Origin of the sequence: Micromonospora sp. NPDC005197 (assembly GCF_040608295.1) — a bacterium.
Lineage (GTDB): Bacteria > Actinomycetota > Actinomycetes > Mycobacteriales > Micromonosporaceae > Micromonospora.
In genome coordinates this window covers 1-14,061 of the sequence record NZ_JBEXHY010000129.1, presented here as the reverse complement: position 1 = coordinate 14,061, position 14,061 = coordinate 1, and the positions used below count along the sequence as shown (strand labels likewise).

Here is a 14,061-nt window from a genome sequence, read left to right as displayed (position 1 = left end):
CGGCGCGTGCGCCGGGCCGCCGATTCTGCCGGCGCGTGCGCCGGGTCGGTCACGGGCGGGGGCGGGCGACCTCGACGGTGCCACCGGCGAGGGTGTCCAGGCCGCCGGTCTCGGCCCGGCCCGCGTCGAACTGGCGCATGAGCCGGGCGCCCAGGTGCACACCCATCCCACCGGCGGTCAGCGCGACCAGCTCGGTGGCCAGGATCGCGACCGTCGCGCCCCGGTCCGGCGAGTGGGCGCGCACCAGGCAGGTGACCAGGAACAGGCCCGCCATGGCCGCGTTCACCAGGTTGAAGGCGATGGCGGTGCGGCGGGTGCCGTCGACCGGCACGTCCCACAGGTCGACCATGCCCGCGACCGCCGTCATCGCGGCGGCGAACAGGGCGGCGACACCGGTCCAGTAGCCGACCTCACCGAGGAAGGCCGGCCCGCCGAGGACGTCGGTGAGGTCGAAGACGGCGGCGCTGACGAAGAGCCCCAGCGGGAACGTCACAAGCATCGGTTGGATGGGATGCCCCTGCACCCGCAGCCGGCTCTGCATCGTTCCTCCCCAGGGTCGGCGCAGCTCACCAGTACCAGAGTGCTACCCGACCCCTCGTCGCCCGAAACGACGCCGCCCAACTCGCCGCCGACCGGGAGAACGGGCACGCCCGGCCTGATCCTCGCGGGAAACCGCGCCGTCACCACGGCTCGGACGCCCCGACCTCCCGGCGACCGAGCCGGCCACACCGCCACGGCGGCGCGCGGCGGGCAGGTCAGGTCAGGTCTCGCGGGGGCGGGACACCGTCCGGATGAGGCGTTCGGCCACCTCGCGCAGCGGGATGTCCAGGGACGAGGCGGCGGTGCGCAGCACGTCGAGGGCCTCGGCCGCCGGGCAGCCGCGCTGCGTCATGATCACACCGATGGCCTGCCCGATGACACCGTCGTGCAGGAGCGAGGCGTCCCGCTCACCGACGAGCGCCTGCTGGCGGCTCCGGTCCCGGACGGCGGCCAGCAGCAGGCCGGCGTGTTCGGCGAGCAGCATCGCGGTCAACTGGTGCTGCGGGGTGAGGACGTCGGGCGCGGCAGCGTACAGGTTGATCGCCCCGATGACCTGGTCGTCGATGTCCAGCGGGGCGGAGATGACCCCACGGACGCCGAGGTCGCGGGCGCGGGGCGTCCAGGCCGGCCAGCGTGACTCGCCGGCCAGGTCCACCGCGAGGATCATCTCGCGACGCCGGATCGCGCTCATCGCCGGCGAGTCGGGCCCGTGGCGCAGGTCGTCGAGGCCGGCCAGCCGCTCGTCGGAGGCGGCCACGCCGGCCGGCTCGCCGGCCCGCAGCGCGGTGAAACCGCACCAGCGCACCCCGGCCACCGCGTCGCGGGTGACCCGGACCAGCGCCAGCAGCGCCTCGTCGAAATCGGTCAACCCGATCAGGCCGGCGGTCAGCTCCCGCAACAGCGCGGCGGTCTCCAGCACACCGAGTCGCTCGACCACCGGTTCCCGCGTGTCCAGGTTCACCGTTCCACTGCCCTCGTACGCCCTCGCGTGCATCCCGCCAACGTCGTCACAGGTGCCATCGTCTGCTCTCTTCCGAGTTGACCGACCCGCCCTACTACCCTCGCAAACCGGGATCGAAACGGCGTAAGGAGGGGCCTCTGCCATACCCGGAGGTGTGGCAGAGGCCCCGAAGGTCGGGTCAGCGCGAGGCGCCGCTGAGCCGCCGCCCGATCGAGGCGATCAGCCGGTCGAGCTCCGAGCCGAACGGGTTGTCGTGCACCAGGTACGTCCAGGTGGCGGTCGGCCGGATCAGGGTGCCGTCCTCGGGCTCCCAATCCTCATCGAATTCGGTCTCGGTGAACGTGGCGATGGTGCGGGCCTCGATCTCCGGGACGAGGTTGTTGAACGCCGGCACCGCCGCGCGGTGGAACTCGTCCAGCGGGTCGAGCCGGCCCAGCGCGCGCAGGTGCACGCCCTCGCGGACCTCCGACAGCTCGGCCAGGTGCTCGGCCCAGAGCCGGTCCAGGTGAAAGAGCGCGATCGAGCGGGCCACCCGGGCGAGCAGGTCCTCGTCCATCTCGCCGGCCTTCTCGGGCACCTTGTCCAGCAGCATCAGCGCGGCCACGTCGCTGGTCAGCAGCCGCTCCCGGCGGGCGGCGAGGGCAATGCGCTGCTGCTCGATCACCACGCTGTAGCGCCAGGTGTTGCGGTGGATCTCGTGGTTGACGCCCTCGGCGACCCGCTGGGCGTGCTCGACCGCGTAGTCGACCTGCTCGTCGGTGACGAGGCCGTCGGCGTTCATCCGCGGCGACGGCGGCACCGCGTCGGCGGCGTGCCGGACGACCAGGTCGTCCTCCAGGCTGACGAAGAAGACCGAGCCACCCGGGTCGCCCTGCCGGCCGGCGCGGCCCCGCAGCTGGTCGTCGACGCGACGGCTGTCGTGCCGGCCGCTGCCGATCACGTACAGGCCACCCAGCTCGGCCACCCGCTCCTGGTCGGCCTGGTCGCTGCCGCCGAGCCGGATGTCGACGCCCCGGCCGGCCATCTGGGTGGAGACGGTCACCGCGCCGTACGCGCCGGCCTCGGCGATGATCGCCGCTTCCTCGTCGTCGTTCTTGGCGTTCAGCACCACGCAGGACACGCCGGCCGCGTTGAGCCCGGCGGCCAGCCCCTCGGACTCCTTGACGTCGAGCGTGCCGACCAGCACCGGACGCCCCTTGGCGTGCCAGCGCTGAATCTCGTCGATCAGCGCCTCGTCCTTCTCGGCGCGGGTCGCGTAGATCCGGTCGGGCTCGTCCTCGCGGACACACGGGGTGTTCGGCGGGATCACCGCGACCTCCAGGCCGAAGAACTCCCGCAACTGGTCGCCGACCAGCACCGCGGTGGCGGTCATGCCGCACACCTTCGGGTAGAGCGCGATGAACGCCTGCACGGCGATGGTGCCCAGCACCTCGCCCTCGGCGGTGGCGTCCAGGCCCTCCTTGGCCTCGACCGCCGCCTGGAGCCCGTCGGGCCAGCGGCGACGCTGGGCCACCCGGCCGCGCATCTCGTCGATCAGCTCGACCGAGCCGTCCCGGACGATGTAGTCCACGTCACGGTGCAGCAGGGCCTGGGCGTGCAGCGCCACGTGGACCGCGGAGAGCTGCTCGACGTGCTCCTCGTCGTACAGGTCGATGCCGAGCTTGGCCTCGACGGCGGCCAGGCCGGCGGAGGTGAAGGCGACGCTGCGCCCGTCCTCGGCGACCGTGTAGTGCCGGCCCTTGCGCAGGCCGCGCACCAGCGCGGCGGCGGCGTGCACCGGGTCCTGCTCGCCCGGCACCGCGCCGGCCAGGACCATCGGCACCCGGGCCTCGTCGATCATGATCGAGTCGGCCTCGTCGATGATCGCGGTGGCCAGCGCGGGCTGCACCCGGTCGGCCACGTCGGTGACCAACTGGTCGCGCAGGTAGTCGAAGCCCGCCTCGCTGACCGAGACATAGGTGACGTCGCAGCTGTAGGCGTCGCGCCGCTCCTGCGGCGTGGACGCCTCGTTGACCCAGCCGACGGTCAGGCCGAGCAGCGTGTAGATGGGTTCCATCCACTGGGCGTCGCGGCGGGCCAGGTAGTCGTTGACGGTGAGCACGTGCACCGGCCCGTTGCCGAGTCGGACGTGCCCGTACGCGGCGATGGCGGCGGTCAGCGTCTTGCCCTCACCGGTGGCCATCTCGGCGACCTTGCCGGAGAGCAGCGCCATCGCGCCGAGCAGCTGTACGTCGTACGGTCGCTGGTCGAGGCCCCGGCGGGCGGCCTCGCGGCCGACGGCGCAGATCTCCTCGTAGCCGGCGGCGACGCCGGCGGCCTCGGTCAGCTCGGCGTCGTCCAGCGCGGCGAGGTCATCCTCGCGCGCCTCGATCGCCGGCAGCAGCTTCTCCAGCGGAGCAAGATCCACGGTTGATCCCGGGCGCTGGAGGAACCGCCGGAACTTGCTCTTGAACCGTTGCGACACACCCATGAGCGGCAACGGTACGCGATTCCAGCCGCCTTGCGCGGCCCGGCCGGTCGGGTATCCGCCGGCATGTCGATTCCGCGTCGCCGCCGGATCAGGCGACCAGCAGTTGGTGGGTGGCCAGCTCCCGGTAGAGCGGGTCGGTGGCGGTCAGCTCGGCGTGGGTGCCCACCGCCACCACCCGGCCGCCGTCGAGCACGACGATCTGGTCGGCGTCCACCACGGTGGCGAGTCGATGCGCCACGATCAGCAGTGTCCGGCGGGCGGCCACCGCGTCGATGGCCCGGCGCAGCGCGGCCTCGTTGCGCGCGTCGAGGTTGCTGGTCGGCTCGTCGAGCAGCAGCACCGGGGGGCCGGCCAGCAGCGCCCGTCCGATGGCCAGCCGCTGCCGCTCACCCCCGGAGAGCAGCACCCCGCCCTCCCCCACCTGCACGTCCAGGCCCTGCGGGGTGCGCTGGACGAGGTGGCTCAGGTTGACCTCGTCGAGGACCTCGCGCAGCCGGTCGTCCGTCGCGTCGGGCGCGGTGATCAGCAGGTTCTCGCGCAGCGTGCCGGCGAGCACGGGGGCCTCCTGCTCCACGTACCCGAGTCGGGCGCGCAGCGCGTCGCGGGGCAGCTCCCGCACATCGACCCCGTCGACGCGGACGGCGCCGGCGCTCACCTCGTAGAAGCGCTCGACCAGGGCCAGCAGCGTCGACTTGCCGGCGCCCGAGGGGCCGACCAGGGCGGTACGGGTGCCGGTCGGCACCGCGAAGCTGACGTCGTGCAGCACCGGCGTGCCGCCCGGGTAGCCGAACCCGACCCGGTCGAACTCGATCATCGGGGCGGGCCGGCGGGGGGTCGTCGTGGCGGTCCCGGCCGTCGGCCGGTCCGCCGCGCCCTCCGCCGGCACGGCCAGGATCTCCTCGATCCGCTGCAACGCGCCCAGACCGGACTGCAACTGGGTGTACGCGCGCAGCACCTGGCCCAGCGGCAGCGCCAGGAGGAACAGGTACATGACGAAGGCGACCAGTTCGCCGACGGAGATCGCCCCGGCGGCGACCCGCGCCCCGCCGATCCCCAGCACCAGCAGGAACGCTCCCTGCACGGTGACCGAGCCGATCGGGCCGATCAGCGCCTGCACCCGGGCCACCCGCAGCCCCGCCGCGTACGCCTGGTGGGCGCTGCCGGTGACGGTCTCCGCCTCCCGGCGCTCGGCGCGGCTGGCCCGGATGGTCCGGGCCGCCGAGATGGCCCGCTCCACCGCCGAGGTCATCTCGCCGATGCGCTCCTGGGCGAGGCGGGCCAACGCCCGGACCCGGCGGGCGAAGGTGGCGGCGAAGCCGAGCCCCAGCGCCACCCCGAGCAGGGTGACGCCGAACAGCAGCGGGTCGAGCAGCACCATCGCGGTGCCGGCGCCGAGCACCATCACCGCCCCGGTGACCGTCTCGAACAGCCCGGAGGTGACGACCGCCCGCAGCAGGGTGGTGTCCGAGCCCACCCGGGAGAGCAGGTCGCCGGTGCGCCGCTGGTCGTACTCGGCGATGGGCAGCCGCAGCAGGTGACCGGCGAGCCGTCGCCGGGTGCTCAGCACCAGCCCCTCGGCGGTGCGTTGCAACAGGTAGTCGCGCAGCCCGCCGATCGCCGCGCCGAGCACCACGAGCGCCACCAGCACCGCCACCAGGGCGGACACCGGGTGCTCGGCGCCGATCCGGTCGAGCACCGACCGGGTGAGCAGCGGCTGGGCCAGCGACGCCGCCGAGCCGAGCAGCGACAGCGCTCCCACCGCGACGAGGGTGCCGCGGTGCTCCCGCAGGTACGGCAGCAGCGCGGACAGGCCGACCGGTCGGCTCGCGGGAGCGTCGCCGACCGGCCGGTCCTTCAGGGTGCTCATGGCGGGAACGGTAACCCGCGGTGTCACCCCGCGGACGCGCTCCGGTGGGTCACGCGGCCAGGACCACCTGCAACTCCTGGCGGCGGCGCTCGGCCAGGTCGGTGAGCAGGGTGGGCGCCTCGTCGAACGGCACCACCGCCGAGACGAGGTGCTTGCGGATCGCGTCCCCGTAGGCCCGCAGCAGGTCGATGGTCTCGGCGGAGAGCCGTTCCCGGTCCCAGGTGGGCGCGAGCCCGCGCGGCACCCGCCCGATCTGGGCGCAGCGCAGCGCCAGCCCGTTGTGGTGGAACTCCTCACCGAGGCGGACCGCGTCCGCGCCGCCCTGGTAGAAGGCCAGGTCGATCACGGTGCCCTGCGGGCGCAGCGACCGCAGCGCGAGCTGCAACGCCCACCCCTGCCCCCGGCACTGGAACACGACGTCGGCGCCCCGGTCGCCGGCGGCGTGGGCCCACCGGGTCTTGAGCACCACCGCCGGGTCGTCCGCGTCCGGGTCGAGGGTCTCCAGGCCGAGCGCCTCGGCGACCTCGCGGCGGCGCGGGGTGGGGTCGAGCACCACCACCGAGGCGGCGCCGTGTCGCCGGGCCAGCAGGGCGGTCAGCAGACCCACCACGCCGGCGCCGACCACGGCGACCCGCCGGCCGCGTACGCCGTCGCCGAGCGAGCGGACGTCCGCGCCGTGCAGGTCGGCGGCGGCGTGCAGCAGACCGTTCGCGCAGATCGGGCCCATGTGCGCGACGTAGACGCCGAGCAGCGGGTCCAGGTCGTCGGGCAGGCCGACGAACCGCTCGGCGACCGGGTCGGCCAGCCAGCCGGTGCGGTGCCCGTAGGTCATCGCGCCGACCGTGCCCACCGCCACGGCCGGCGTGGCGCTCTCCACCACCCGGCCGACCTGCATGTACCCCAGTCGGGTGACCGGGTACGGGGTGCTGGCCTCGCCGGGCTGGAAGAGCCCCAGGTCGGCGTTCCAGGTGACGTTCACATAGGGGTTCGTGCCCTTGACGTAGCTCAGCTCGGTGCCGGCGGAGACGCCGCTGAACAGCGTGTCGACGCGGAAGGTGCCGGGGCGCAGCGCCGCGGCCTCCTGCTCGACGAGCTCCACCCGACCGGGGGCGGTGACCGTGACCACCCGATCACGCATCGACGGTCACCCCGCTGGACAGCGCGACCGGCGCGGCGGGCGTGACGAGCCGCACCGTCTGACCGGTACGGGCCGATTCGGCCACCGCGAGGGCCAGTCGCTGGGTCTTCAGCGCTTCGGCGTACGGGACGCGGACGTCGTCGCCGACGCCGCGTACCGCGTCGACGAAGGCGCGGTCCACCGCCACCCGGGCGGCCTCCGGATCGGCGGGAACGTGTCGCTCGCCGTCGGCGTCGCGGATCAGCAGACCGTCCTCGGTCAGCGCCAGGGCCAGCCCGTCGGCGAGGATCTCCAGCCCCGCCCGGTGCTTCCAGCCCAGCACGCAGGCCGCGCTGAGCGTGCCGACGGCGCCGTTGGCGAAGCGCAGCGTGGCGGTGGTCACCGAGTCGATGTCGGCGCCGTCGACCGGCGGTGGCGTGCCGTTGCCGTACGCGGTGACCTCGGTGACCTCGCCGGCCAGCACCCGGATCAGGTCCAGCACGTGGGCGGCCTGCTCGACCACCGGGCCCCCGGAGCGGTCCCGGCGCGCCCACCAGGCGACCGGCGGCACCTTGTCCAGCCAGGCGCCGCTGACCATCCGCACCGGGCGGTCGGCGAGCAGCTCGCGGGCCTGGTCGAGCACGCTCAGGTAGCGCCAGTGGTGCCCGACGGCGGTGCGCAGCCCACGCCGGGCGACGAGGTCGGCGACGCGCTCGGCGGTGACCAGGTCGACGGCGACGGGCTTCTCCACGAACATCGGCACCCCGGCGTCGATCGCCGCCTCCTCGGCCGGGCCGTGCGCGAAGGGCGGCACGCAGACGTACACCGCGTCCGGGCCGGCGGCCAGCAGCTCGGCGACGTCGCGGAAGGTCTGCCCGCCGTGCCGCGCGGCCAGCTCGGACGCCGCCTCGGGCACCACGTCGGTCACCCCGATCAGTTCGACGTCGTCGAACCCGGACAGCACCCGCGCATGGCGTTGTGCCACCCCGCCGGCCCCCACGAGACCCACCCGGCATCCACCCATTCGACAACCTCTTTCGAGAACGTTTCGACTTCGATGGGAGCAGTCCCCTGGGATGTGCGCAATCAAACGTTCATCCCCCGGGAACGCGCGGATGTAACCGTTGTGATCAAGCTGTTGCCCTGGGAACGGTTAGCACGTGGCGGCGAGTGGGAACTACAGACTCCGCTTGTTCCACGCACGAACGGAGGGGTGCCCGTGCGGGATACGACCGTGTCACCGGTGGTGGAGGCGTGGGCCACGTACCGGACCACCTCGGCGGCGGACTGGCCGGCACGCCGGCTGCTGCGCGCCAAGGGAGAGAGCCGGGTCAGCGTGGTGCTGCCGGCACGTAACGAGGAGGCGACGGTCGGCGCGATCGTGTCGACCATCCGGGAACACCTGATGGATCGGGTCGCTCTCGTCGATGAACTGATCGTGGTGGATTCACGGTCGACCGACCGCACCGCGCAGGTGGCCCGCGCCGCTGGCGCGGAGGTCGTCAGCCAGGACGCGATGACCCGGGGCCTGCCCCGGCTCACCGGCAAGGGCGACGCGCTCTGGGCCGGGCTGGCCGCCGCCGAGGGCGACGTGGTGGCGTTCATCGACGCCGACCTGCGGGAGTTCCGCCCGCACTTCGTCAGCGGTCTGCTGGGGCCGCTGCTGACCGACCCGTCGGTGGACTTCGTGAAGGGCTTCTATCACCGGCCCCTGGTGGGCGCCGCCAGCGTGGAGCAGGACGGCGGCGGCCGGGTGACCGAGCTGATGGCCCGACCGCTGCTCAACCTCTTCTGGCCCGAACTGGCCGGTTTCGTGCAGCCGCTCGCAGGCGAGTACGCCGGTCGCCGCGAGGTGCTGGCCCAGGTGCCGTTCGTCTCCGGGTACGGCGTGGAGACGGCGATGATGATCGACCTGCTGGACCTGGTCGGCCTGGACGCGTTGGCGCAGGTCGACCTGGGCGAGCGCAAGCACCGCCACCAGGACACGGCGGCGCTCGGCCGGATGTCCGCGCAGATCATGCTGACCGCCTGGTCCCGGCTGCAACGACGCGGCTGGGCCATCCCCGGCATGATGCCGGAGTCGCTGCTCACGCAGTTCCGCCGGGGCGGGTCGGACACGCTGCCGAACCTCGACCGGGAGATCGTGGTCAGCGACGTGTCGATCGAGGAGCGGCCACCGCTGGCCGAGCTGCGCCATCGGGTTCCCCGCCGACGGGTGGCCGCGGCGTGAGCGCCGAGGCACGGCCGCACACGGCCGCGGTGCGGGAGGGTGGCCGATGAGCCTCACCGTGCTGATGAACGCCGGCCCGTGGCTGTCGGTGCCCCCGCCCGGCTACGGCGGCATCGAGAACGTGATCGCCACCCTGGTGCCGGAGCTGCGGCGACTCGGCGTGCGGGTGGTGCTCGCCTCGGTGGACAGCAGCAGCCTGCCGGTGGACGAGAAGGTGTCGGTCTTTCCCGACGGGCAGTTCGCGGCGCTGCAACGGCCGTACAACCAGGTCTGCGGGATCGCCCAGGCACACCTGGCCGGGGTGGTCCGCGAGCTGCACTCCCGCGACGACATCGACCTGGTGCACGACCACGTGGAGGCGGTCGGGCTGGCCACCCTCGCGGCGATGGGGCCGGCCGGGCCGCCGACCCTGCACACCCTGCACTGGGACCTGGCCAAGCACCCCGCGCTGTACGGCAGCCTGGACGGCGGCGACCGGGTCCGTGTCAACGGCGTCTCGGCGTCGCAGCTGGCCCGGGCGCCGCTGGCGCTGCGCGAGCACTCGGTGGGTCACGTGCACCTGTCCACGCCGCTCGCCGTGGACGCCGACCGCCGGCCCCGCCCGGAGAAGGGCGAGCACCTGCTCATCCTCGGTCGGATCAACCCGGGCAAGGGGCAGGACGTGGGCGCGCGGCTCGCGCAGCGGATCGGTGTCCCGCTGGTGCTTGCCGGCCCCGTCGGCCCGTACCATCGCCCGGCGGAGCTGGCCTCGGCCGGCGACGACGCCCGGCAGAACCCGGACGTGCGGTTCTTCCTCGACGAGGTGGCGCCGCACGTCGACGGTGACCTGGTGCGCTGGGTCGGCACCGTGGCCGGCCAGGAGCGTGACGACCTGCTGGCCAGCGCCCGCGCGTCGCTGTTCCCGCTGCGGTGGGAGGAGCCGGGCGGCACGGCTGTGGTCGAGTCGCTGGCCCTGGGCACGCCGGTGGTGGCCACCGCCCGGGGCTGCCTGCCAGAGTTGATCGAGCACGGCCGCACCGGCCTGCTCACCGCCGACGAGGACGAGCTGGACGACCTCGTGCTGGCCGCCGACCTACTCGACCCGGACGAGTGCCGGCGGGTGGCCGCGCAGCGGTTCACGCCCGCGGTGATGGCCCAGCGCTACGTCGAGCTGTACCAGCGGGTCCGCGAGCTGGCGACCGCGCCCCGCCTGCAACCGGCCTGAGCGCGCACCCGTCGCCGCCGGCGCGTTAGCCGTCGGCGGCAACGGGTAGTCGCACCGCTCACGCCCGTCGCGCAGCGAGGAGCCGGTGATGGTCGGACCGATGGCGCACTCCCGGGCCCGGGCCAACCCGGCCGACGGCAAGCCGCCGGTACGCCGGGCGGCGAGCGCCGCGTCCGTGCTCTTCCTGCTGGTCGGCGTGCTCGGCTTCGTCCCGGGAATCACCAGCGGCACGGACAATCTGCGGTTCGCCGGGCACGGCTCGGGCGCGTTCCTGTTCGGCGCCTTCCAGGTGTCGGTGCTGCACAACCTCGTCCATTTGCTGTTCGGGGTGGCCGGCCTGGCGCTGGCGCGGACGGTCAGCGGCGCCCGGACGTTCCTCATCGGCGGCGGCGCCGTCTACCTGGTGCTCTGGCTCTACGGCCTGGCGGTGGATCACGACACCGGCGCGAACGTCCTGCCGGTCAACGCCGCGGACGGCTGGCTGCACCTCGGCCTCGGTCTGGGCCTGATCGCGCTGGGTCTGCTGACCGGACGGGCACGCCGCTGACCTGCGGGTCCGGGCGTGAGCTGCGTCCCGGGAGCGGCCGGTCCGGTTTGGTGCCGCAGGGCCTCGGGTAGTGGGCAGATCCCGACCCGACCAGCGAATCGAGGGCCCGCCGATGCCCAGCCGGATCACCTGCGAGGTGCGCGAGACCGCACCGGTGGCGGTCGTCCAGCTCACCGGCGCCCTCGATCTGGGCACGATGCGGGCGGTGCACCAGGCGCTGGACGGGGCGCTGGCCGCCCAGCCGGAGGCGCTGGTGGTCGACCTCGCGGGGGTGACCGTGCGGGACCGGCTGGCGCTGTCGGTGTTCGCGGCGACGGCCCGGCGGGCCGAGGAGTGGCCGGCCGTGCCGGTGGTGCTGTGCGCGCCGCCTCCGGCCGCCGCCCGCTGGCTCGCCGAGTCGACGACGTGCCGGGTGGTGCCAGTGTCACGGGACTGCGCGGAGGCGACCCGGGTGGCCGGCGCGGCCGGCGCGCTGCGGATGCGGGCCCGGCTGGAGCCGGTGGCCGGGGCCTGCCGGCGGGCCCGGGAGCTGGTCGGCGACGCGTGCGCCCGGTGGAACCTGCCCGGCGCGGCGGGCCCGGCCGCGCTGGTGCTCAGCGAGCTGGTCGGCAACGTGGTCCGGCACGCGGGCACCCCCATGCAGGTGACGGTGACACTGCGCCGGCCGTACCTGCACCTGGCCGTGGTGGACGGCAGCCGGGCCGCCGCCCAGCCCGCCGATCCGGATCTGCGGGCCGAGGGTGGCCGAGGGCTGCTGCTGGTCCGCGAGCTGGCGCAGCGGTGGGGCAGCGTACCGGCGGGTCAGGGCAAGGCTGTCTGGGCGATGCTGCCGGCGGCCTGACCGCATCGGGCGGCTTCGACCGGTACCGGCGATCTGACCGAAATTACCGCTTCAGCCTGGTTACATGGTGGGAGGGTCGGGTAGGCACGCCCGTCCTTTCTGCCGTCACGACGGGGTGAGCAGCCATGCCCAAGCGGGTAACCACGGAACCCGGTCGCGATCGGGGCCCGGCGATCCTGGCACCGGCCCGCTTCGGGGGCTTCCCCGGAGCCCTGCGGGCGCCGGTCCCCGGCAACTCGTTGATCAAATTCCTCGCCACCACGGATCACAAGCAGATCGGTCTGCTGTATCTGCTGACCTCCTTCGGGTTCTTCCTGGTGGCCGGTCTGCAGGCGATGCTGATGCGCGCCGAGCTGGCCCGACCGGGTCTGCAGTTCCTCTCCTCCGAGCAGTACAACCAGCTCTTCACCTCGCACGGCGCGGTGATGCTGCTGCTGTTCGCCACACCCGCGGCCTTCGGGTTCGGCAACTTCATCGTGCCGATCCAGATCGGCGCGCCGGACGTGTCGTTCCCCAGGCTCAACGCGCTGGCCTACTGGCTGTACCTGTTCGGCGGGCTCATGGTGATCGGCGGGTTTCTCACGCCGGGCGGCTCGGCGGACTTCGGCTGGACGGCGTACAGCCCGCTCAGCGACGTGGACCACAGCCCCGGGGTGGGCGCGAACATGTGGGTGCTCGGCCTGGTGGTCTCCGGCCTGGGCACCATCCTCGGCGCGGTCAACCTGATCACCACGATCCTGACCCTGCGCGCGCCCGGCATGACCATGTTCCGGATGCCGATCTTCACCTGGAACATGCTGTTCACCAGCGTGCTGGTGATCCTGGTGTTCCCGCTGCTGGCCGCCGCGCTGCTGGCGCTCGCGGCCGACCGGCTGATCAACGCGCACGTGTACGACCCGGCCACCGGTGGACCGATGCTCTGGCAGCACCTGTTCTGGTTCTTCGGTCATCCCGAGGTGTACATCATCGCGTTGCCGTTCTTCGGCATCATCACCGAGATCATTCCGGTGTTCGCCCGCAAGCCGCTGTTCGGTTACACCGGAATCGTGCTGGCCACCATCGCCATCACCGTGCTGTCCATGACGGTCTGGGCGCACCACATGTTCGCCACCGGCCAGGTGCTGCTGCCGTTCTTCAGCATCCTGAGCTACCTGATCGCGGTGCCCACCGGAGTGAAGTTCTTCAACTGGATCGGCACCATGTGGAAGGGGCAACTCACCTTCGAGACGCCGATGCTGTTCGCCATCGGCTTCCTGGTCACCTTCCTGCTCGGTGGCCTCACCGGGGTGCTGCTGGCCAGCCCGCCGGCCGACTTCCACACCCACGACACCTACTTCGTGGTGGCGCACTTCCACTACGTCGTGTTCGGCACGGTGGTCTTCGCGCTCTTCGGCGGTTACTACTTCTGGTGGCCGAAGATGACCGGGCGGCTGCTCGACGAGCGGCTCGGCAAGGCGCACTTCTGGACGATGTTCATCGGCTTCCACGGCACCTTCCTGGTGCACCACTGGCTGGGCGCCGAGGGCATGCCCCGCCGGTACGCCGACTACCTGCCCACCGACGGCTTCACCACGCTGAACACGATCTCCAGCATCTTCGCGTTCATCCTCGGCCTCTCCACCCTCTTCTTCATCTACAACGCCTGGAAGTCCTGGCGGTACGGGGCGGTGGTCACGGTGGACGACCCGTGGGGCTTCGGCAACTCGCTGGAGTGGGCGACCACCTGCCCGCCACCACTGCGCAACTTCGACAAGATGCCCCGGATCCGCTCCGAGCGGCCGGCCTTCGACCTCAAGTACGGTCCGCTCGTCGCCGACCTGGGCCGGGACCTGCCGCAGCGCACCACGAAGCCGCCGCAGCACTTCGGCGACGAGATACACCTGGAGCACCACGCGCCGGAGTCGCCCGCCCCCGAGGGCGCGCACGGCGCCCGGGATGCGGCCAGCTACCGGCCGGCGCCCGAGTCCGGCGCCCGTCCGGTGGACGTGCCGGAGCCCGAGGGCGTACGCCGGCCGAGCTTCGAGCAGAGCGACGCGCCGCAGGACGCCGAGGACGCGCCGAAGCCGCACGAACGCTGGCGGCACCCGCACAGCGACGGCGAGACCGAGGACCGCTGAGAGTCGGTACGCCGCGAGGGGCCCACACCACCGCGGTGTGGGCCCCTCGTCGTGTGCGTACGCGCCGGTCAGTCCCGGGCGGGTGCCAGCCCGGCGGCCTGCAACGCGGGCAGGTCGACGTGCAGGTAGTCGAGCAGGGTCTGCCCGGCCACCGCGAAGATCACGAT

11 protein-coding genes and 1 pseudogene are annotated in these 14,061 nt (G+C 73.1%); 5 read left to right on the top strand and 7 right to left on the bottom strand.

Translation table 11 applies throughout. The annotated features are described in order from the left end of the window. Positions 1 to 49: 49 nt before the first annotated feature. The 6 genes from ABZU46_RS26955 to ABZU46_RS26930 all read right to left on the bottom strand — a co-directional run bounded on the left by ABZU46_RS26955 (position 50) and on the right by ABZU46_RS26930 (position 7,979). Positions 50 to 541 (bottom strand): DUF2231 domain-containing protein, encoded by a 492-nt coding sequence (locus tag ABZU46_RS26955; protein ID WP_354862118.1) that lies wholly within the window; start codon positions 539 to 541, stop codon positions 50 to 52. 219 nt (positions 542 to 760) lie between these two features. Continuing rightward, a complete protein-coding gene (locus ABZU46_RS26950) occupies positions 761 to 1,501 on the bottom strand; it encodes a GAF and ANTAR domain-containing protein (RefSeq protein WP_354862123.1) in 741 nt (246 codons plus the stop codon). A 178-nt stretch (positions 1,502 to 1,679) separates the two neighbouring features. Then, the gene (gene secA2, locus ABZU46_RS26945) at positions 1,680 to 3,971 is read right to left on the bottom strand and encodes an accessory Sec system translocase SecA2 (protein WP_354862116.1); all 2,292 of its coding nucleotides are present in this window, start codon (positions 3,969 to 3,971) and stop codon (positions 1,680 to 1,682) included. Between the two features lie 88 nt (positions 3,972 to 4,059). Continuing rightward, positions 4,060 to 5,838, bottom strand: coding sequence for an ABC transporter ATP-binding protein (locus ABZU46_RS26940; protein WP_354862115.1), 1,779 nt, complete (start codon positions 5,836 to 5,838; stop codon positions 4,060 to 4,062). A 49-nt stretch (positions 5,839 to 5,887) separates the two neighbouring features. After that, positions 5,888 to 6,976: a zinc-binding alcohol dehydrogenase gene (locus ABZU46_RS26935; RefSeq protein WP_354862113.1), complete on the bottom strand. Its 1,089-nt coding sequence runs from the start codon at positions 6,974 to 6,976 to the stop codon at positions 5,888 to 5,890. Then, positions 6,969 to 7,979: a Gfo/Idh/MocA family oxidoreductase gene (locus tag ABZU46_RS26930; protein WP_354862111.1), complete on the bottom strand. Its 1,011-nt coding sequence runs from the start codon at positions 7,977 to 7,979 to the stop codon at positions 6,969 to 6,971. The genes ABZU46_RS26935 and ABZU46_RS26930 overlap by 8 nt, the downstream gene beginning before the upstream one ends. A 222-nt stretch (positions 7,980 to 8,201) precedes the next feature. Here ABZU46_RS26930 and ABZU46_RS26925 point away from each other — a divergent pair, with 222 nt between their 5' ends. The 5 genes from ABZU46_RS26925 (at position 8,202) to ctaD (ending at position 13,894) form a co-directional block, all read left to right on the top strand. Then, positions 8,202 to 9,185, top strand: coding sequence for a glucosyl-3-phosphoglycerate synthase (locus tag ABZU46_RS26925; RefSeq protein WP_354862121.1), 984 nt, complete (start codon positions 8,202 to 8,204; stop codon positions 9,183 to 9,185). A gap of 46 nt (positions 9,186 to 9,231) precedes the next feature. Then, positions 9,232 to 10,389 (top strand): glycosyltransferase, encoded by a 1,158-nt coding sequence (locus tag ABZU46_RS26920; RefSeq protein WP_354862110.1) that lies wholly within the window; start codon positions 9,232 to 9,234, stop codon positions 10,387 to 10,389. Between the two features lie 100 nt (positions 10,390 to 10,489). Next, positions 10,490 to 10,936 (top strand): DUF4383 domain-containing protein, encoded by a 447-nt coding sequence (locus ABZU46_RS26915; protein ID WP_354862119.1) that lies wholly within the window; start codon positions 10,490 to 10,492, stop codon positions 10,934 to 10,936. A 112-nt stretch (positions 10,937 to 11,048) separates the two neighbouring features. Continuing rightward, positions 11,049 to 11,777 (top strand): STAS domain-containing protein, encoded by a 729-nt coding sequence (locus tag ABZU46_RS26910; protein WP_354862108.1) that lies wholly within the window; start codon positions 11,049 to 11,051, stop codon positions 11,775 to 11,777. Positions 11,778 to 11,902: 125 nt separating this feature from the next. Further along, a complete protein-coding gene (ctaD, locus tag ABZU46_RS26905; protein ID WP_354862106.1) occupies positions 11,903 to 13,894 on the top strand; it encodes a cytochrome c oxidase subunit I in 1,992 nt (663 codons plus the stop codon). A gap of 89 nt (positions 13,895 to 13,983) precedes the next feature. Here ctaD and ABZU46_RS26900 read toward each other — a convergent pair. After that, positions 13,984 to 14,061, bottom strand: a pseudogene (locus ABZU46_RS26900) (MarC family protein); the annotation flags it as partial.